Origin of the sequence: Streptomyces akebiae (assembly GCF_019599145.1) — a bacterium.
Taxonomy (GTDB): Bacteria; Actinomycetota; Actinomycetes; order Streptomycetales; family Streptomycetaceae; genus Streptomyces; species Streptomyces akebiae.
The window spans coordinates 5,372,942-5,390,117 of record NZ_CP080647.1; the positions used below are offsets into that span (position 1 = coordinate 5,372,942).

Here is a 17,176-nt window from a genome sequence, read left to right on the forward strand (position 1 = left end):
TCATCCCGGGCTTGGAGGAGCGGGGCACCACGCCCCGCGCCATTTCCGACGGCTTCGATCCCACCCGTCTGACGCAGGCGCGTCGGCTGGCTGAGATGACGAAGAAGGACGTCGCGCAGGCTCTTGGGGTGACTCCGGCGGCCGTGGGCCAGTACGAGACGGGGGTGTCCCGTCCTCGTCCGGACCTCATCCCCCGTCTTGCCGAAGTGCTCGGTGTGCCTGCCACTTTCTTCTTGGTCGGCCGTCCGGCAAACCGGCTCGACTCCTCCATGGCCCATTTCCGCAGCTTGCGCAGCACACCGAAGTCGCAGAGGGAACGCGCCCTGGCCTTCGCCGAACAGGTGTGGGAACTCACCTACGCCCTCGAACGGCGGATTCAGCTTCCCCTGGTGAACCTGCCCGGCTTCGCCGGCGGCGAGGTCCATCCCGGAGCGGAACTGCCCACCGACCCTGCAGCGGCAGCACGAGAGCTTCGGCGGCGTTGGGGGATGGGGGATGGGCCGGTCACCCACCTCGTCCGACGTATGGAATCCCACGGCATCGTTGTCGTGATGCCGCCCGCGTCCGATCCTTCGGCGGCGACCGTGGACGCGTTCTCCACCAGGGCGGCGCGCCCGCTCGTGGTCCTCACAGCGAATCGGGCGGACGACGTCTACCGCCATCGCTTCACGGCCGCCCACGAGCTCGGGCACCTCGTGCTTCACGGCGACGCCACCGGTGACAGCCGACAGGAGAAGGAGGCCGACGCCTTCGCTGCCGAGTTCCTCACACCCCAGGGCAGCATCCTGCCCCTCTTGCCGAAGCGGATGGATCTCGCGCGTCTGGCCGAGCTGAGGCAGGTCTGGGGTGTCTCCATCCACTCGCTCGTCTACCGGTGCCGTGAACTCGGCCTGATCTCCGACGCCACGAGCAGCCGCGCATATCAGCGGCTTCGTGCGCTGGATGGTCAGCCCGGTTTCATCCCTGAGTCGGTATCGAACTATTCCGGGGAGCAGCCGTCTCTACTGCGCCAAGCCTTCGAACTGGCCTGCAAAGAAGCGGACCTCTCGGTGGCCGCACTGGCCCATGAACTGGCCTGGACGCCCAAGCGGGTTCGTGAACTGCTCGATGTCCAGGAACAGCGACCCGTTCTCCGCCTTGTGTAGTAACGACTCAGTCCCTGCGGCGCTGTTCCGCCCGTAGTTTCAGTCCCGGGTGGCGCCGTCGGGCCACAGAACGCTCACGGGTACATCTTTCTGCCGCGCGTAGGTGACGACGTCAGCGGTGCCACCGTAGCCGCGGGCGGGCTGGCCATCCCAGACGGCGAGGAGTTCGGCGACCTGGTCGACGAGGAGTTCGCTGCCTGCCATGTGGGCGTTGGAGTCGGAGGCGTCGAGGCCCGTGCGGTGGACGTCGACAGCTCGGTGGAGGAGGTCGTCGTAGGTGGGGTGGTGCCAGTCGGGTAGGTCGGCGCGGTACTGCTCGGCCGGGAGATCGACCTCAATTTTTCCGCCGTGGTCGAGGACGGTCCGAGCGGACCAGGCGTCGGGGCCGTCGGCGACGCAGCTGACGCTGACGAGATCTGAAGCGTCGTACGGCTTGATCGCTTCGGTGAGGAGAGCGCGTACCTATCGTTCGACCTCGTGGGACAGGCCGCGGTGTCCGGTGGTCCCGCTTCTCATAGCTCTTGGTTCCTCGCGTTGTGTGGTGTCGCCACCGAACTGGCTCGGAGAACCGGTGAGCTGGCGCTGGCCATCGGCGGATCCTGGAACGGAACCGGAGAGTGGCTGGCCCGCTGTCTCGACATCACGGCACCAGGGCTCAGCCTGCGCCTGCACCACGGCGTCCGCGAGGCGCTCAAGGGGCAGGTCGAACCCCTCATCGATGTGGTGGACGAGGTACTCGGGCAGGCCAGCGGCCGGTTCTGGGTCGGCGACAAGCGCTCCGGCTGAAAGCGATGAACGGGCCCGGCTACCGGTGCCAGCTTGTACGCGTGACCGCACGACGCAGCCCTGATCACGACCGCTCGGACAGCCTGGGGGCGAGCAGCTCCAGTACTTCCTCCCAGCGGTAGCGGTCGGCCCCGCCGCCGGCCTTCGGGCGATGTGGCTCGTACGAGCCGATCAGGACGCCCATCTCGCGTAGCTGCTCCAGGTTCCGGCGGTATGCGGGGTGGGCGGCCTGGGCGGAGTTCAGGTAGGGCAGTACGGCGATGGGGACGTCCATGGCGGGTGCTTCGCACAGGATGCCGAGGGCAAGGTTGTCGGAGATTCCGGCGGCCCATTTGTTGACGGTGTTGAAGCTGGCCGGTGCGACCGCGATCGCGTCGGCGGGCCGGGTCGGGCGCGGCTCGCCCGCCGAGCGCCAGGCCGAGCGGATGGGGCGTCCGATCTGACGCTCCACCGCCTCCACATCAAGAAAGCCGAGCCCTTGTGGCGTGGCGACGACCCCGACATCCCACTGCCGCTCGTGTGCTGCGGTGATCAGTTTGCCGACGTCACCGGCGACTCCGGCCGCGCAGACCACGATCTGGAGGAACGGCTTGTCGGACTGGTCACTCACGCGGGCACTCCCAGTTGGCGGCTGAAGTGGTGCAGCTCGGGCAGGGCCCGGCGGCGGTCGCGGGCTGCCATGTCGGCGACCAGTTCGCGTACGGCCGGGCGGCGGATGTCCTGTGCCGCACAGCTCTCGGCGATGCGCAGGGCCTGGTAGCCGTCGGCGAGTCTGCCCTGCTGACTGTAGGCGCGGGCGGTCTCCACCCAGAGGGCGGCTCGGCGCTCGGGGACGGGAATGTGGCGGCGCATGAGGGGCCGGGCGGTCTGCAGGGCGATGCCGGCGTCGCCGAAGGAGACGGCCGCGCTGACCTCGTGTAGGGCGACGTTGGTGGGGCTGAAGTTCGCCCAGGCGTCCGGTTGGTCGAAGGCGACGTAGCGGGCCACTTCCTTGGCCTCGGTGAGGAAGTCCTGGGTGGTGTCGCGGTCGCCGTTTCTGCTGGCGGCGGTCGCCCCGCGCAGCAGGAGCAGTCCGACGGCCGCCAGGTAGCGGGGGGAGCGCTGGTCGTAGGAGCCGGTGAGCTGGTCGGCGGTGTGGCGGACCATGTTCACGGCCTGGGCGGTGTGCTTGTCCCGTACGAGGACGTGGGCGTGCACGCGGACACTGGCGGCGAGGACGACCGGGTCTCCGGACCGTTCCGCCTCGGCCATGGCCCGACCGGCCGCGAGCCAGGCGTTGCCCTGATCGGCTCGCTTCAGCAGCAGGCTCACCGATGTCTGGTAAGCGGTCGCGAGCAGCCCGGACGCCTCCGCCGAGCCGGAGGAGCCACCGCCGGCGGCCTGGCGCAGGTCGGCGATCAGCCCCGGCAGGGCCTGCTCCAGTTCCGCGTAGTCGCACACGTAGAACATCCGGCGTACTGCCCGCACCCGGTTTCGCAACTCGTCGATGTCCAAGGCTTGGCCGGTGGCGGCGGGGCTCGTGCCCGGCATCAGAACCTGGATCAGGTCGTGATGCGCAGTGGTCGACGACGATGACGGCGACGGCGGGGCCGCGAGCGCGGCCACGCTCGCGGCAAGGAAGGTACGGCGGTGCATGTCCTCTGTTCCGGGCTCAGCGGCGGGGCTGGTGTCAGATGTGGCGGCGAGGCCGAGACGGTGCGGTGGAATGTCCAGCACCTGCGCGATCTCGCGCAGCGTGCGCACGTCCTCCGTGCCCCTGCCGCTCTCCAGACGGCTCACCTTCGACTGGTGATACCCCAGTGCGGTGGCCACGTCCTTCTGCGAGCGCCGCTGTAAAACACGTGCCTGACGGATCACTTCGCCGATCCGTCTCGCCTCGCTCTGTTCTTCGGCCATCTGTGCCACGGCCCCTCCTGCCGTCGCCGATCCTGCCTGCTCAACCGAGCGTAACCGAGCAGCAAATCACCGCGATGCGGCTCCTGCATAAGTGATGCAGCCCCGGCACACGGCGTAGTCCCGCTCGCCTCCGGAGCGGTTGCGTGGAGCAGCCGCACCGATCCAGGAGGCAGCTCATGGAAGCGCACCAGATCCGATTCTCCGTTCACGGCACACCTGCCGCCGCCCGCTCCGCGCGGCAGCAACTCGCGAACGGGATACGGCGCTGGGACGCCTCCCTCGACCAGGACCTGCTGAACACGGCAGAGCTGGTCGCCGCCGAACTGCTGACGAACGCGGTACGGCACGCGGGCCACGGCCCAATCTCAGCCGCCGCCCGCCTCAATGGCGAGCGTCTGCTGATCGAGGTGACCGATGCCGACCGCAAGGTCCCACGAGCCGGACTGCCGGACGCGGAGGCAGAGGGCGGGCGCGGCCTGTTCCTCGTCGCCGCCCTGGCCGATCGCCACGGAGTCGATCCGCTGCCGTCCGGCAAACGCTGCTGGGCCGAGTTCAAGGTCGGCGCCCCAGCCCAGCCCTCACGACACGTACCTCTGCAAAGGAGTTGACGGTTGACAGCCGTACGGATCCCTCCAGTCGCCGCCGAAGTGGTGGCCATCCGACCCGGGAGCCCTCTCACCGGTTCCGTGACGGTCGACGGGTCCAAGAACGCAGCCCTGCCGCTTTTGGCAGCCGCGGCGGCTCTGCATCGCCCCGTGCACGTGGGCAATGTCCCGGCGAACGCCGACGTCGAGACGATGCTCGCCCTGCTTCAGCAGGCCGGCTGGCACACAGCCCGACCCGTCAGCGACCTGCACACCGCGGCGATCCTGCCGAGCGACAAGCCCCAAGCCGGGTCCGACCTCGACATCGCCGCCCGCATCCGGGCCTCGTACTACCTCGTCCCCGCCCTGCTGGGCACATACGGCCGGGCGTGCCTCCCTTGGCCGGGCGGCTGCCGGATCGGGGTACGCGGCATGGAGCAGCACTTCAAGGTCTACGAACGCTTCGGCGACCGCACGACCATCGACGACCACGGCTATGTCGTGGAAGCAGCCAGTACCCGGGCCGAAACGGTCTCGATCATGTTGCCCTTCCGCTCCCGAGGCGCGACCATCGCCGCTCTCCTTCGCGCGGTCGTGGCCGGACGGCCACTGCGTCTGGGGATGCCCAACCTCTCGCCGGAAGTGCTGGCTGTTGTTGAGGCGGTGCGGACGGCTGGCTGGCAGTGCCGAGTCAGTGAGGCGCTTCTTGCTCTCGCGCCGCCTTTGGCCGCTCCCATGGAGACCATCGTCTGGCGGGTGCCCGGGGACAAGATCGAGGCCGGGACCTTGGCCTGCGCGGTCGCGGTCACAGGCGGCGACGCACGCATCTGCGGTGTACGCGGTGACGATGTTGTCCCCTTGGTCAGGGCCTTGCGATGGCTCGGGGTTCCTGCCGATATGGAGGACGACGTGCTTACGGTCCAAGCGACCGGCGTCCGTCCCACGAGCCGGTCTCTGCGGGCCATTGCTTCCCTCGCCCCTAGTGGCCTGGATGCCGACTTCGAGCCGTCCCTGATGGCCTTGGCCCTCACCCGTCCCGGCACTCATCTCTTCTCCGACACGATCAACCCCGGCCGCCACGGCAACCTGGTGCCACAGCTGGCCCGTCTCGGTGCCGTGATCCACGAGCTGTCGCCGACCAAGTGCCGTCTCACCGGTCCGCAGCAGTTGACCGGAACTGGCGTGGAGGCTACCGACATCCGCACGGGTTCCGCCCTGCTCATCGCTGGTCTGACAGCGCACGGCGTCACCACCCTGGGCGGCCTCGACCAGCTCCGACGCGGCCACGCCGACCTTCCCACCAAGCTGTACGCCCTCGGCGCCGACATCTGCGAGGTCACGCCATGAACCGGCACTTACGGCGAATCATCGCCACGACGGACGTCCACTCCGCCTTCGCCTCCTCCGCACCGATGCTCGCCTATCTCCACGCCGCCAGGGCCGAGAGCCTGATCGTGGACTGCGGCGACTTCTTCGAAGGCAGCGGCTTCTACCGCCTCGGCCACGGGCAGATCGAGCGCGAGATCCTGACCAGCCTGTACGACCTGTTGGCCCCCGGGAATCACGGTTGGCGGCATCATTTCGAGCCGGGGCTGCGCGAGATGACCGTGTGCGCTAACACGACCGACGACGACGGCAATCCACTCTTCGACCGCGTACGCCTCAAGCGGATCGCCGGCCGACGCGTCGCCGTCACCGCAGTGATCGGTACTCAGGCATTCACCGCGATCCCCGTCGGCGACCGCATCGGTCACCACGTCACCGATCCTGCTCAGGCCCTGCGCGAGGCGATGCTCGAGCACCACCACCGTGCCGACGCCTGGATCGTGCTGTCCCACTCCGGCTTCGACGAGGACCTGAAGCTGGCCGCTGCCTGCCCCTTCGCGGACGTCATCTTCGCCGGGCACTGCCACAGCGACACGTACGGCCCCGTACCCGTCGGCGACACCCTCGTGGTCAAAGGACGCGAACTCGGCATCGGATACGCCACCGCAGAGCCCGTCGGAACCGGCTGGGCCGCCCGTACGGGCACCTTCCCCAGCTCTCACGGGCTGCCCGAGGACCTCGCCACGGTGCAGGACAAGATCGCACTCGTCGGCCGGACGCTCGCCAGCCCGCTCGGCATCGTGAACGAGCCCTACCGCAACGCCCCGTTGGACCGGCGCCAGTTGCTGGCAGAGGTTGCCGACCGACTGCACTCGGGCCTCGGCGCGGACGCGGTCGTCCTCAACGAGACTGCCCTGCGTTCCACGCCGCTCGGCGAAGTGCTCACCCTCGGCGACCTGCTGACCATCGAGCCCTTCGACAACCAACTCGTCCACGCTCGCCTCCCCGACGACCCCACCCAGGACCACGAGCAGTTGCTCGGCCACCTCACCGACCGTGTCGGTCCTCTGGCCATCGCTCCCACTCCTCTGTGCCCGGCGACGAGGAGCGTGTTGACGACTGATTACCTCGCCGACAGCCACCTCGGCGGACGGACACATCAAGCCGGACTACGGCTCGGCCAAGCCGTACGAAGCGTCCTGCTCACACCCCTGGCTGGCGCTGACGACACTGCTGCAGGAGGCGAGCAATGATCCTCACCGGGCCCGAGATCACCGCCGCTGCCCACGACGGACGCCTGACCATCGCGCCCTTCGAACCGGAACAGGTCAACCCCAACAGCTACAACGTCCGCCTCGGCCCCACCCTGCTGACCTACACCGACACCGTGATCGACGCCCACCGCCCCAACCCCACCCACGAGGTCACGATCGGGAAGAGCGGATACGTACTCCGGCCCGGTGAGCTGTACCTCGGACACACCGTCGAACAGGTCGGCTCCGACACCTACGTACCGCTGCTCTTCGGCCGCTCCTCCGTCGGCAGGCTTGGCCTTTTCGTCGAGATCACCGCCCCGATCGGCGACATCGGCTTCCACGGCCAGTGGACGCTGATGCTCTCCCCGATCCGCCCGCTGCGGGTGTACGCGGGCATGCGGATCGGGCAGATCATGTTCTTCGTCTCCACCGGCGCCATCGCCCCCTACCAAGGCAAGTACCAGGCCGCCATCGGCCCGCAGCCCTCCGCCTACTGGCGCGACGCGGCCCGGCTCAAGGCGGTCGCCTCGTGATCCTCACCGGCCCCGCGATCAGCGCCGCCATCCAGGCAGGCGAGATCACGATCGACCCGTACGACCCCGCCCGACTCTCCCCGAACGCCTACGACTGGCGACTCGGCGACACCATCCGTATCTGCGACGGAGACCTGGACGCAGCCGTCCCAACCGCGTTCGCCGAGCAGAGCATCCCGGCCGCGGGCCTGGTGCTGACGCCGGACGCGTTCTATCTCGGCGTCACGCTGGAGAAGACCGGCTCCGAGACGTACGCACAACTGCTCAACGGCGACCGCACCATCGGCGCGCTCGGCATCTGGGTCCACGTCTCCGCCCCGCTCGGCCACCAAGGCCACGCCATTCGCTGGACCCTGGAGATCCGTGCCGCCCGGCCGGTGCGCATCTACGCGGGCATGACCTTCGGCAAGCTCATCTTCCTCAGCGCCTTCGGCACGTCGGCCAGCTATCAGCAGCAGGATGCCAAGTACGCGGCGACGGACGGCATCGACATCTCCCGCCTCTACGAAGAGAACCCCGGAGGAGTCCGGTGCCCCCGCAACTGACCGCTGGGCCGCTGGCCGCCACCCTGCTGGACCTGCCCGCTGGAAGCCCGGGAGGCAGCGTCGAACTCTTCCTTGACCTCTACACGGGTGAGCAACCGCTCATCTCGGCGCGGGCGTTCATGCTCGCCCCCACCGGCCCGCGAATTCACCTCCCGGCCGGCCTCGACCTCCTCCAAGTCCCCGGGAAGTGCCTGGAGGGCTCAGCCTTCAGCCGATACGTCGCCGCCCTGCGCTCGGCACTGGCGGCCGCGATCGACCCGACCCGGATCGACGTCCTGCACCTGCAGCACCTCACCTTCGGCGCCACCCCCGCCCTGATCCACGCGCTCCCCACACACCCCCGCATCGCCCTGGTGCACGGCACCGACCTGCTCTTCGCCGAGGCTCACCGCGACCAGCTCCAGGTGCTGCATGAGACGACGAAGGCCGCCGACGCCATCGTCGTCCCCACCAGCGCGATGGCCGACCAACTCCGCAAACTCGTCCCACTGGTCAACCGACGCAAGATCACCCACATCCCCTGGGGCATCCCCGACCACCTGATCACCGACCCACCGGCCCGGCCTTCCCGCTCTCCGACGAGCCATCTGCGGCTGCTGTACGCGGGTCGACTCACGGCCGAGAAGGGCGTCGAGGCCCTGGTGAAGAGCTTGGCCTCGGTGCCGGGCGTCGAACTGAGCGTCGCCGCACCACAAGCCCAGTTCCACACCCTGACCGCGCTGCTGCAACGAGCTGGCGTACGAGCCCGCTACCTTGGGTGGCTCCGCCGCTCACAGCTGTGGAAAACCTTCACCGAGCACGACCTTCTGGTCATGCCCTCCACCACCCTGGAGGCCATGGGCCTGGTCGCACTGGAGGCCCAAGCCTGCGGCCTCCCTGTCCTCTACCAACCCGTACCCGGCCTCAGCGAATCCGTTGCCGCCTCCGGCGTGGCAACGGACTTCACCAACCCCGCCGCCCTGGCCCGTGACCTGGACCGGCTACGGACCACACCTGGCCTGCTCCCGGCTCTGCGTCGGGCCGGCCACGCGAATGCCGCCCGCTACCCGCTCTCCGCCACCGCCCAGGCCCTGACCGATCTGGGCCGCCAGCTCACCTGAACGGCTGTGGCCGGCCGATGTCCGACACGCCATTGCCAAACCGCTTCCACTCCCGTCACTACGCTGGCCGACGGGATGCCCACGGCGAACAGGGAGACCATGACGTACCGCACCGACCGCATCGAAGCCCTGCTCGACGAAGGCGTCCGCGACAAGGTCTACCCCGGCGCCGTCTGGGCCGTCGGCGACGCTTCGGGCATCCGAGCCCAAGGCACCACAGGAGTTCTCGACCCCGACGAACCGAATGCTCCGATGCGCCCAGACACCGTCTTCGATGCCGCTAGCCTCACCAAGATCCTCGCTGTCTGGTCCTCCGTCGGAGCCCTGTTCGAGGAGGGCAAACTCGACATCGACTCCCCGCTGGGCGAGTTCTGGATGGAGGTCGAAGGCCACCCGCTCGCGGCCGTGACGGCTCGCCAACTCCTCACTCACACCGCAGGGGTCCCCCTACGGGCCCAACTGAAGAACCTGTACGGCACCGACCCCCAGGACATCCGCGACGGCGTACTGCACGAAGCTCTCCACCGCCCACCGGGCGAGGCCGTCGAATACACCGACCGAGCCGCACTCATCCTCGGCTACCTCGCCGAACACATCTCCGGCCAGCCCCTCGACCAACTCGCCACGGAACGGACCTGGCAGCCCCTGGGCATGAAAGCCACTCGCTTCGGCCCCCTACCCGCCGCGACGGTCGCCCGGTGCGCGCCCACCGAACTCGACCCGGACACCAACACCCACCTCAAGGGCACCGCCCACGACTTCTCCGCCCGCCTCCTCGGCGGCGTGTGCGGCATCGCCGGCGCCTTCACCGTCCTCGACGACCTCGCCCGCTTCCTGCGCTACATGTTGGACGACAACGCTGTCCCCGAGCGAGCGGGCTTCGGGTCTGCCTGGTCCGAGGCGTCGCTCAGCGTCCAGACCGGCTCACTTGCCCCCGCACGTGGGCTGTTCTGGCACCCCGCCCCCGGTGCTGATCCAGCCGACGACATCTGGGTGCACTACGGCTTCACGGGAACCGGCATGTGGATCTCACCCCGGCGCCGACGGTGGGCAATTCTTTTGACGAACAAGCTCTACTACACCCGCGACCGCCAACCCCTGACGGATGTCCGCAATGTCTACCGCGCGCTCGCTTTCAACTGAGGCGGCTGGTGTGAGCGGAGTGGGCCACAGAAGCCCACGACTTGCCAAGTTCCAGAGGGAGACGCGTCAACGCCAGTGTCACGGCGGAGAGCGTGCCGAAGGCCATGGCCAGGCGTTGAATCATGCGCGTATTCCCCTCCCTTGCGTGGCCCGCTCCCGTTGCGCAAACGGCCGGAGTAGTCAACCGTGGGCGATCGCGAACTCACTGTAACGAGCGCAATGGGCATCCACCGCACCAGAGTGCGCCGTTCGCTCCCGTAGCAACTGGCCCGCCGCCACGAGGGACCCCGCTGTACGACCGGCGTATACCGCTTCAGAAGCGCGATCAGGCCAGGAAAGCCCCTGCCACCACTCCGTTCCGAACGGAACGCCGCGCCCTTTTGTCACCAGGCCAGCCGCAGAGATCCAACCCAGTGGTGGCAGCGGCGCGACTGCCGAACGCCCTGGCTTGGTGCCGACCGCCCGCCTCCAAGTCGGAGCGAGCGCAGAGGTCAGCCGTGGTGTTCCTCCTGCTCGTTCTGCAAGGCGTCGCGCACGGAGCGCCAAGCGCGGATTGCGTTACCGATGTCCACCAACAGCCCTCGGAGTTGGCGAATCAGAACCCTCGCGGCACAAATGGCAGCAATGACTTCGAATTCCACCGCGAGCCCGCTCATTGGATGCTCCTCACCTCGGGCACCAGCCTCTCCGCCTCGCGCCGCGAAGTCTGTACCACGCTAGGTACATTTCGTGATCACCCTCGGCTTCGCCCACGCGATCAGGCAGACATGCGGCTGAACTCAACGAGCCGAGCCTCTTTGAGGCGCCGCGTACAAGACTCGCCGCCGTGAGGGCGCGTGTCCGCATCACAGTTGATGCATTTGCTGATCTTGAAGATCCGCGCCACAGAAACGAGGCTGAGTCGATGCGCCCAGGCTGACCGTCGAACGGGCCGGTGTCTGTAGGGTTGAGCCTACTTTTTGTGATCTTGGATGGATCCGCAAGTGCGGCCTGTCCAGAGTGTTCCGGTGCAGTTCATGCGGGGTGCTCTGCGTGAGCGGACGGTCCGGCAGGAGCCGTCAGGCACCGAAGCCCGATGTGCGGGGAGGTGCTCCTGACCAGGCGGTTCCGGACGTGGGGAAAGCGTCCGGAACCAACCTCATGTTCTGGCCAGGACTCCAAGGACGGGTGACCTCCGCGGATGCGAAGCGAACGCGACGGTCTTGGCCTTGATCGTCGATCAGTGCGGGCGACCTCGGCGGGTGCGGAGCAGACCAAATCGACCCTCTCACGCGGGCGTTCACCACCGGGTGACCTCCGCAGGCGCGGAGCCAACGACGGCACGCTCAAGTCGTTGTGGGCGCGGCACGGTGCACCTCCGCGGGCGCGGAGCGAACACCGCGTTGCCGAGCTGGCGCACCTGCTCCCGCGGGGTACCTCCGCGGACGCGGAGCCAACGGACGCACTCTCTACGCCGCGCACCGGCCCCTCGGGGCACCTCTGCGGACGCGGAGCCAACCATGCGCTCGCCCACCAGAGTTGGGCCATTGGCAGGGCACCTCCGCGACGCGGAGCCAACCGGCACCGCGTCCTGTACCTGAACTCCCAGTTCGGGGCACCTCCGCGGACGCGGAGCCAACCCTTGCTGACCTGCATGGTTAGGGGTGCTTTGCCATTTTGTTATGCGTTACGACAAGCCCGTTCTTTCGATCGTGACCTATCGCAGTCGTGGGACATGCATTTAAGTCACCCGATCGGGTGGGCGGGGGTGTGAGTCTCCGCTGATGCGGAGCTGGGAGATATTGCGGAGATTTGCCCCATACGTCCCTGGGTTACCTCTGTGTGTGCAGAGCGTGTCCACCGGGACTGTATCGGGCGGCTCTGACAGTTGGGGTGAGTTCGGAGGTTCCGGTTGCGCCTGTTCCATACGTCCCCTTAGCGTCACTCCCTGCTTGATGTCGGCGACTATGCGTGAACTCGTCGGAGTTCGGGCGCTGTTGGCGTTTCCGAGAGTGGGAGGAGGGGGGATCTTGCGTGCTTTCATCGCGGCTGACCAGCCGTGCGTCACGCTGGTGTTCCGTCGGGACGCGGATCCCGAGGAGTTGGCGGCCTTGGTGCCGGGGGCTGAGCCTGGTGGTCGCCGAGGAGTCGGTCTACGCACGGCACTTCTGGCCGCTCATGCTGTGGCGGACCTTGAGGTGGCGAACCCGGCGGTGGAGTCGATGCTGCGGCGCCTTCTGACCGCGCTCGCGGTCCGCGCCGGCGGCCTTGATGTGTCCGACCGGGATGTGTGGGAGGAGCGCTTCGACGGGCTGCTGTCGGCGGGCCGGTTCGATGCGGGGGCCGTGAACACGTACTTCGACCGGTGGCGGCACCGGTTCGATCTCTATGATCCGCACCGGCCGTTCCTCCAGGATCCGCGTCTTGCGGCGGAGTGTTCGCGCCAGGCGCCGCCCGGGAAACTGGTGATGCCGAGGCCGTCGGGATCGAACCAGCCGTGGCTGGACCGGACGCCGCAGGAGGTGCCCGTACCGTCGGGCGAGGCACTGGGCTGGCTGCTCGCCTGGCGCGGCTACGGCCCGTCGGGCACGGGGGCCCAGCGCCGGCACGGCGGCGTGAACTCCAAGAACATGAAGGCCGCGCCATTGCGGGCGCTGGTGTCTTTCCACCCGCTGGGCGGCAGTCTGTTCACCTCACTCGTCCTGGCGTGCCCCCCGCCGACTGGAGGAGAAGATCCGGCACAGGATCTCGCGCCGTGGGAGCGCGAGGAACTCGAAGACCCCCTGCTGCCATCACCCGTGTGCGGGCCCGTCTCGCTGCTGACCGGCCGGAGCGCCCACCACGTCCTGCTGTCTGCGGACGAGACGGGAGCGGAGACGACAGGCTGCTGGGTGGCCTGGGCCACGCGGACGGATCTGCCCGCGGCCCGGGATCCGTTCGTCATCGACCGCGCCAAGGGTGGCCCGGTGCGGGCGAGTTGGCGCCGTTCCCTGCTGAGGGATTTCGACGCCTTCATCCACGCGAAGAACCCCGCCGCGGCGGGCGTCAAGGGGCAGATTCTTCCGGCTTGGCTGTCCGCGTTCGCCGACCTTCCCGAGGAAGTCCTTGACGGGCTGGGGCCAGTGCGCGTGCGGGCGCTGGGCTGCCACCAGGAGAAACAGGAGAAGGACGAACACTGGTACGCCGCGACGACCCCGGCGAGCATCGCCGCGTTCCTTCCTTCCCGGCATCCGCAACGCGCCGCCCGCGTGGCCGACACCCGCAGAGCGGCGGAGGGCGCGGCGGCCGATCTGGCCAGGGCTCTTCGTACGGTGTGGAAGCACCTGGCGCCCGGTGAGAAGTCCTGCCCGTGGGCGGATGAGGCGACCGCCGCGTACTGGGACCGCGCCGAGGCGCTGTTCTGGCCGGCGATCAGCCACGACAGCGCCGAGGTGCCCCGGTTTCGCGGCCTGGCCCTGGAGATCTACGACGCCATCACCCGGCCGGCCGCGATCACCCCGCAGGGGTTGCACCCGGTGGCCCAGGCCCGCACCCAGCTCACCCACCCCCGGACTCCTGGAAGGAGGGCGAAGGCCGCGTGACCACCGAGTCCCCGCCCGCCCCGTCGGTCAAGAAGAACCCGCTGGAGTCGTTCGAGCGGTTCATGCGCACCGTCCGTAGCGCGTGTGCCACCCCGGGCGGCCGGGCCGCCTTGCGTGACGGCCTGGCCGAGGAACTGTCCTCCCCGTGGCGGCTGTACATGCATCTGCTGCCTGCCGGAGGGATCCCTTCCTACGCGCCCACCCGCGAGGCCGAACTGCCGTATCTGCTCGTGGCCTGCCTGTACGCGGTCCACGACGCCCCCAACCCCCGCACGGCGAAGTCGAACCCGCCGCCCGCGGTCAAACCGGCGGAGATGTGGCAGAACCTGGGCTGGTCCTACGCCCGCGCCGCACGCACGGGCGCGATGCGCCGGGAGAACGCCGCCGACGCGCTGTCGCACCTGGCCGAACTCGGCGGCGAGGACCTGTACCGGGAGCTTCCCGGCGCGATCTCGCTGCTGCGCTCGCAGCAGATCCCCGTCAAGTGGCCGGTGCTGCTGCGGGATCTGACCCGCTGGCCGAAGTGGGCGGACGACGTCCGCGTCGAATGGGCCCGCGCCTTCCACACCCCCACCATCCGCACCGCTGAGGAGAAGACCAAGTGATCAACTTCGGCCCCGGAAGCCTGCACGTCGACCTCCACCTGATCCAGTCCTACCCCTACTCCAATCTCAACAGGGATCGGCAGGGGGCTCCGAAGTCCGCGCGCTACGGCGGTGTGATGCGCGCCCGCAATTCATCGCAGAACGGCAAGCGGCACACCCGTACGGCTGTGGAGAGGGCGGTCGGCATCCGGGCGTTGCGGACCCGCGGCGTGCCACAGGCCGTCGCCAAGCGGCTGGGAGCCCGCGGCTGGCAGCCGGAACTGGCCCTGGCTGCGGGGCAGATGTTGATTCTGGCGGCCGGGGTGAAGGGGCTGGGTATCGCCGACTCCGGTGGCACCAATGCCCTGCTGTTCCTGCCGGAGAGCGCCCTGGACGAACTGGCAGACCTCGCCGACGGACATCGCGGCGACATCACCCAGGCGGTCTACGACATCGAGGCCGAGGCGGTGAAGGCGGCGAAGAGGACGACCCGCAGGAAGGCGGACGCCGACCTGGAACCGGCAGCGGACGACGAGGAAGAGCCCGCCGTTGGTGAGGGCAGCCCGCTGGCCAGGTACGCGGCCAAGATCCTGCCGAAGGCGGCGGTGCTCACGATCCTTCAGTCGAGGAACGCCTCGGTCGCCGCCTTCGGCCGCATGCTCGCCAACGAGTCCGGCTCCATCGTGGACGGCGCGGTGCAGATGGCGCACGGACTGAGCACCCACGCGGCCAGCACCCAGCTGGACTACTTCACGGCGGTCGACGACATCCTCGAAGAGGAGGGCACCGAGCGCGGCGCCGGGCACATGGGGGACCAGCGCTACACCTCGGCCACCTTCTACCGCTACACCTCCTTGAACGTCACCGAACTTGTGCGCAACCTCGACGGCGACACCCAGACCGCCCAGGCCGTACTCGCAGAGTTCATGCGCGCCTTCATCACCACAGTCCTGCCGGCCAAAGCCTCCGGCACCGCCCCGTTCACCGTGCCGCACCTGACCTACGCCGCACTGCGGTCGGACCGCCCGGTCAGCCTGGTCGGCGCCTACGAGACCCCGGTGCCCGACAGCGCCGAGGGCTACCTGCCCCGCTCCATGCAGCGGCTGAACGACCACGCCCGGGCCCACCACCGCTTCCTGGGCACAGGGGGACTGATCACCCACGCCCACAGCGGACTGACCGACGATTCCTTCGACGCGCTGGGCGACCGCCTCGACGGCCTGGACGAGCTGATCACTCGCGTGAGCGACACCGTCACCAAGGAGCTGGCGTGAGCGGCGGGCTCCTGCTCCACCTGTCCGGACCCTTGCAGTCCTGGGGCTCGGACGCGGACTTCGAAGTACGCACCACCCACCGCTGGCCCACCCGCTCCGGCCTCACCGGACTGCTCGCCTGCTGCCTGGGCCGACCCCGCGACAGTGACAACACCGACCTCACCGAGCTGTCCTACACCATCCGCGTGGACCGGCCGGGCCAGCGGGAGATGGACTTCCACACCGTCGGCGGCGGCTACCCCCGCCATCTCACCCCGCCCACCGCCGACGGCAAGTTCCGCAAGCTGAGGGAGGGCACCATCCTCACCCAGCGCCAATACCTGACCGACGCCGCCTTCACCGTCGCCGTCACCGGCCCCCAGCCCACGCTCGCCCGGTGCACCCAGGCCCTCCAGCGTCCCCGGTTCGCCCCCTACCTGGGGCGCCGTGCCTGCGTCCCGGACACCCCGATCCTCATCCGGTCCGACGTGAGCGACCCGGTGGCCGAACTCGACCGCCTGCCGCTGCACCGCACCCCAGCGCGGTACGGCGCCCGAGAGCCCGTGACATTCCTCTACGACGCCGCCCCCGAGCCCGGAGCCCTGCCGGACACGAAGATCCGCGACCAGCCCGGCCCGCACCGCCACTTCACGGGCCGCCCCGTGTGGGAGCGGCAACGCCCGCTGCCCGACGCCGACGACGCGGGCCGGGGCACTGACTGGCTCACCGCACTGACCAATTACCGAGAGGCAGCCGCCGCATGACCACCACCCCGACGGCCGCCACCCAGACGCTGCACCTGGCCCGGCTCCACCTTGAAGCCCGCAGCCGGGACGTCCACCGTGACCTCAAGGACGCCACCCGCCTGCACACCACCGTCCAGGCCCTGTTCCCCGACGCCCTCGGACCCGCCCCCAGGACGGCCACGAACACCCTCTACCGCATCGAGCGCGAGCAGACCGGTGCGCTGCTGCTGATCCAGTCCACGCTGCCCATCAACCGCAACGCCCTGCCCTCCGGCTACACCAGCCAGGTCGAATACCGCGACCTGGGCCCGCTGCTCAACTGGGTGGACGAAGGCCGCGTCGTGCGGTTCCGGATCGACGCCAACCCGATCAAGAGCGTGCCGGTGCCCGGCGCCCGGCGCGGCAGGCGCGTGCCCGTCTCCGGCGAGGATGCCCTGGCCTGGTGGGAGCGCCAAGCCGGCCGGGCGGGACTGGCCAACCAACTCGTCCTCGACCTCCCGCAGCCCGACGTGCTCGGCTCTCGCAGTGAGACCAAGGGGATCCGGTTGCGTGCGATGCGCTTCGAGGGCGTCGCCACCGTCACCGACCCCGAGGCCCTGCGCACCGCGATCACCACCGGCATCGGCCAGGGCCGCGCCTACGGCCTGGGCCTGCTGTCCATCGCCCCCTACCGCCCCTGACCCCCACCGTCCTTGCCACCCAGCCCCGGCCGACGCCGG

The 17,176-nt window shown here is 69.1% G+C and carries 16 protein-coding genes and 2 pseudogenes; 14 read left to right on the forward strand and 4 right to left on the reverse strand.

Annotated elements, in window-relative coordinates; translation table 11 throughout:
- Positions 1-11: 11 nt before the first annotated feature.
- Positions 12-1,145, forward strand: a complete 1,134-nt coding sequence (locus tag K1J60_RS23110) for a helix-turn-helix domain-containing protein (RefSeq protein WP_259407872.1) — start codon at positions 12-14, stop codon at positions 1,143-1,145.
- Between the two features lie 39 nt (positions 1,146-1,184).
- Here K1J60_RS23110 and K1J60_RS23115 read toward each other — a convergent pair.
- Positions 1,185-1,661 (reverse strand): annotated as a pseudogene (locus K1J60_RS23115) (hypothetical protein).
- Positions 1,662-1,688: 27 nt separating this feature from the next.
- Here K1J60_RS23115 and K1J60_RS23120 point away from each other — a divergent pair.
- Positions 1,689-1,931 (forward strand): annotated as a pseudogene (locus K1J60_RS23120) (nucleotidyltransferase domain-containing protein); the annotation flags it as partial.
- Between the two features lie 64 nt (positions 1,932-1,995).
- Here K1J60_RS23120 and K1J60_RS23125 read toward each other — a convergent pair.
- Positions 1,996-2,541, reverse strand: coding sequence for a flavoprotein (locus K1J60_RS23125; RefSeq protein ID WP_220647846.1), 546 nt, complete (start codon positions 2,539-2,541; stop codon positions 1,996-1,998).
- The gene (locus tag K1J60_RS23130; RefSeq protein WP_220651641.1) at positions 2,538-3,827 is read right to left on the reverse strand and encodes a helix-turn-helix domain-containing protein; all 1,290 of its coding nucleotides are present in this window, start codon (positions 3,825-3,827) and stop codon (positions 2,538-2,540) included. Before K1J60_RS23130 ends, K1J60_RS23125 begins: the two co-directional genes overlap by 4 nt.
- A 176-nt stretch (positions 3,828-4,003) precedes the next feature.
- Between K1J60_RS23130 and K1J60_RS23135 the strand changes: the two genes are divergently transcribed.
- From K1J60_RS23135 to K1J60_RS23165, 7 genes are all read left to right on the forward strand, one after another.
- Positions 4,004-4,435, forward strand: a complete 432-nt coding sequence (locus K1J60_RS23135) for an ATP-binding protein (protein ID WP_220647847.1) — start codon at positions 4,004-4,006, stop codon at positions 4,433-4,435.
- 39 nt (positions 4,436-4,474) lie between these two features.
- A complete protein-coding gene (locus tag K1J60_RS23140) occupies positions 4,475-5,758 on the forward strand; it encodes a UDP-N-acetylglucosamine 1-carboxyvinyltransferase (protein ID WP_220651642.1) in 1,284 nt (427 codons plus the stop codon).
- Complete coding sequence (locus tag K1J60_RS23145) at positions 5,755-6,990, forward strand: bifunctional UDP-sugar hydrolase/5'-nucleotidase (RefSeq protein WP_220647848.1); 1,236 nt, start codon at positions 5,755-5,757, stop codon at positions 6,988-6,990. Before K1J60_RS23140 ends, K1J60_RS23145 begins: the two co-directional genes overlap by 4 nt.
- Positions 6,987-7,526, forward strand: a complete 540-nt coding sequence (dcd, locus tag K1J60_RS23150) for a dCTP deaminase (protein WP_220647849.1) — start codon at positions 6,987-6,989, stop codon at positions 7,524-7,526. Before K1J60_RS23145 ends, dcd begins: the two co-directional genes overlap by 4 nt.
- On the forward strand, positions 7,523-8,071 hold the full coding sequence (locus K1J60_RS23155; protein ID WP_220647850.1) for a dCTP deaminase: 549 nt from the start codon (positions 7,523-7,525) through the stop codon (positions 8,069-8,071). Before dcd ends, K1J60_RS23155 begins: the two co-directional genes overlap by 4 nt.
- Complete coding sequence (locus K1J60_RS23160; protein WP_220647851.1) at positions 8,056-9,171, forward strand: glycosyltransferase family 4 protein; 1,116 nt, start codon at positions 8,056-8,058, stop codon at positions 9,169-9,171. Before K1J60_RS23155 ends, K1J60_RS23160 begins: the two co-directional genes overlap by 16 nt.
- A gap of 99 nt (positions 9,172-9,270) precedes the next feature.
- Positions 9,271-10,314 (forward strand): serine hydrolase domain-containing protein, encoded by a 1,044-nt coding sequence (locus tag K1J60_RS23165; protein ID WP_220651643.1) that lies wholly within the window; start codon positions 9,271-9,273, stop codon positions 10,312-10,314.
- Positions 10,315-10,805: 491 nt separating this feature from the next.
- On the opposite strand, the gene K1J60_RS23170 is transcribed toward K1J60_RS23165, so the two are convergent.
- Positions 10,806-10,970 (reverse strand): hypothetical protein, encoded by a 165-nt coding sequence (locus K1J60_RS23170; RefSeq protein ID WP_193381363.1) that lies wholly within the window; start codon positions 10,968-10,970, stop codon positions 10,806-10,808.
- A gap of 1,290 nt (positions 10,971-12,260) precedes the next feature.
- On the opposite strand from K1J60_RS23170, the gene casA reads away from it, so the two are divergent.
- From casA to cas6e, 5 genes are read left to right on the forward strand one after another with little or no spacing between them, the layout of a single operon-like run.
- Positions 12,261-13,874, forward strand: a complete 1,614-nt coding sequence (gene casA, locus K1J60_RS23175) for a type I-E CRISPR-associated protein Cse1/CasA (RefSeq protein ID WP_259407873.1) — start codon at positions 12,261-12,263, stop codon at positions 13,872-13,874.
- Positions 13,871-14,479, forward strand: coding sequence for a type I-E CRISPR-associated protein Cse2/CasB (gene casB, locus K1J60_RS23180; RefSeq protein WP_220647853.1), 609 nt, complete (start codon positions 13,871-13,873; stop codon positions 14,477-14,479). Before casA ends, casB begins: the two co-directional genes overlap by 4 nt.
- Positions 14,476-15,732 carry a type I-E CRISPR-associated protein Cas7/Cse4/CasC gene (cas7e, locus tag K1J60_RS23185; protein WP_220647854.1) on the forward strand — a complete coding sequence of 419 codons (1,257 nt, stop codon included), beginning with the start codon at positions 14,476-14,478 and terminating at the stop codon, positions 15,730-15,732. Before casB ends, cas7e begins: the two co-directional genes overlap by 4 nt.
- Positions 15,729-16,475 (forward strand): type I-E CRISPR-associated protein Cas5/CasD, encoded by a 747-nt coding sequence (cas5e, locus tag K1J60_RS23190; protein ID WP_220647855.1) that lies wholly within the window; start codon positions 15,729-15,731, stop codon positions 16,473-16,475. Before cas7e ends, cas5e begins: the two co-directional genes overlap by 4 nt.
- The gene (gene cas6e, locus K1J60_RS23195; RefSeq protein ID WP_220647856.1) at positions 16,472-17,137 is read left to right on the forward strand and encodes a type I-E CRISPR-associated protein Cas6/Cse3/CasE; all 666 of its coding nucleotides are present in this window, start codon (positions 16,472-16,474) and stop codon (positions 17,135-17,137) included. The genes cas5e and cas6e overlap by 4 nt, the downstream gene beginning before the upstream one ends.
- The last annotated feature ends 39 nt before the right edge of the window (positions 17,138-17,176 follow it).

Coding starts and splice junctions, on each gene's coding strand:
- K1J60_RS23130 (WP_220651641.1), bottom strand. CDS start 3,827: ATGGCCGAAGAACAGAGCGAGGCGAGACGGATCGGCGAAGTGATCCGT.
- K1J60_RS23145 (WP_220647848.1), top strand. CDS start 5,755: ATGAACCGGCACTTACGGCGAATCATCGCCACGACGGACGTCCACTCC.
- cas6e (WP_220647856.1), top strand. CDS start 16,472: ATGACCACCACCCCGACGGCCGCCACCCAGACGCTGCACCTGGCCCGG.
- dcd (WP_220647849.1), top strand. CDS start 6,987: ATGATCCTCACCGGGCCCGAGATCACCGCCGCTGCCCACGACGGACGC.
- K1J60_RS23135 (WP_220647847.1), top strand. CDS start 4,004: ATGGAAGCGCACCAGATCCGATTCTCCGTTCACGGCACACCTGCCGCC.
- K1J60_RS23165 (WP_220651643.1), top strand. CDS start 9,271: ATGACGTACCGCACCGACCGCATCGAAGCCCTGCTCGACGAAGGCGTC.
- K1J60_RS23170 (WP_193381363.1), bottom strand. CDS start 10,970: ATGAGCGGGCTCGCGGTGGAATTCGAAGTCATTGCTGCCATTTGTGCC.
- casA (WP_259407873.1), top strand. CDS start 12,261: ATGCGTGAACTCGTCGGAGTTCGGGCGCTGTTGGCGTTTCCGAGAGTG.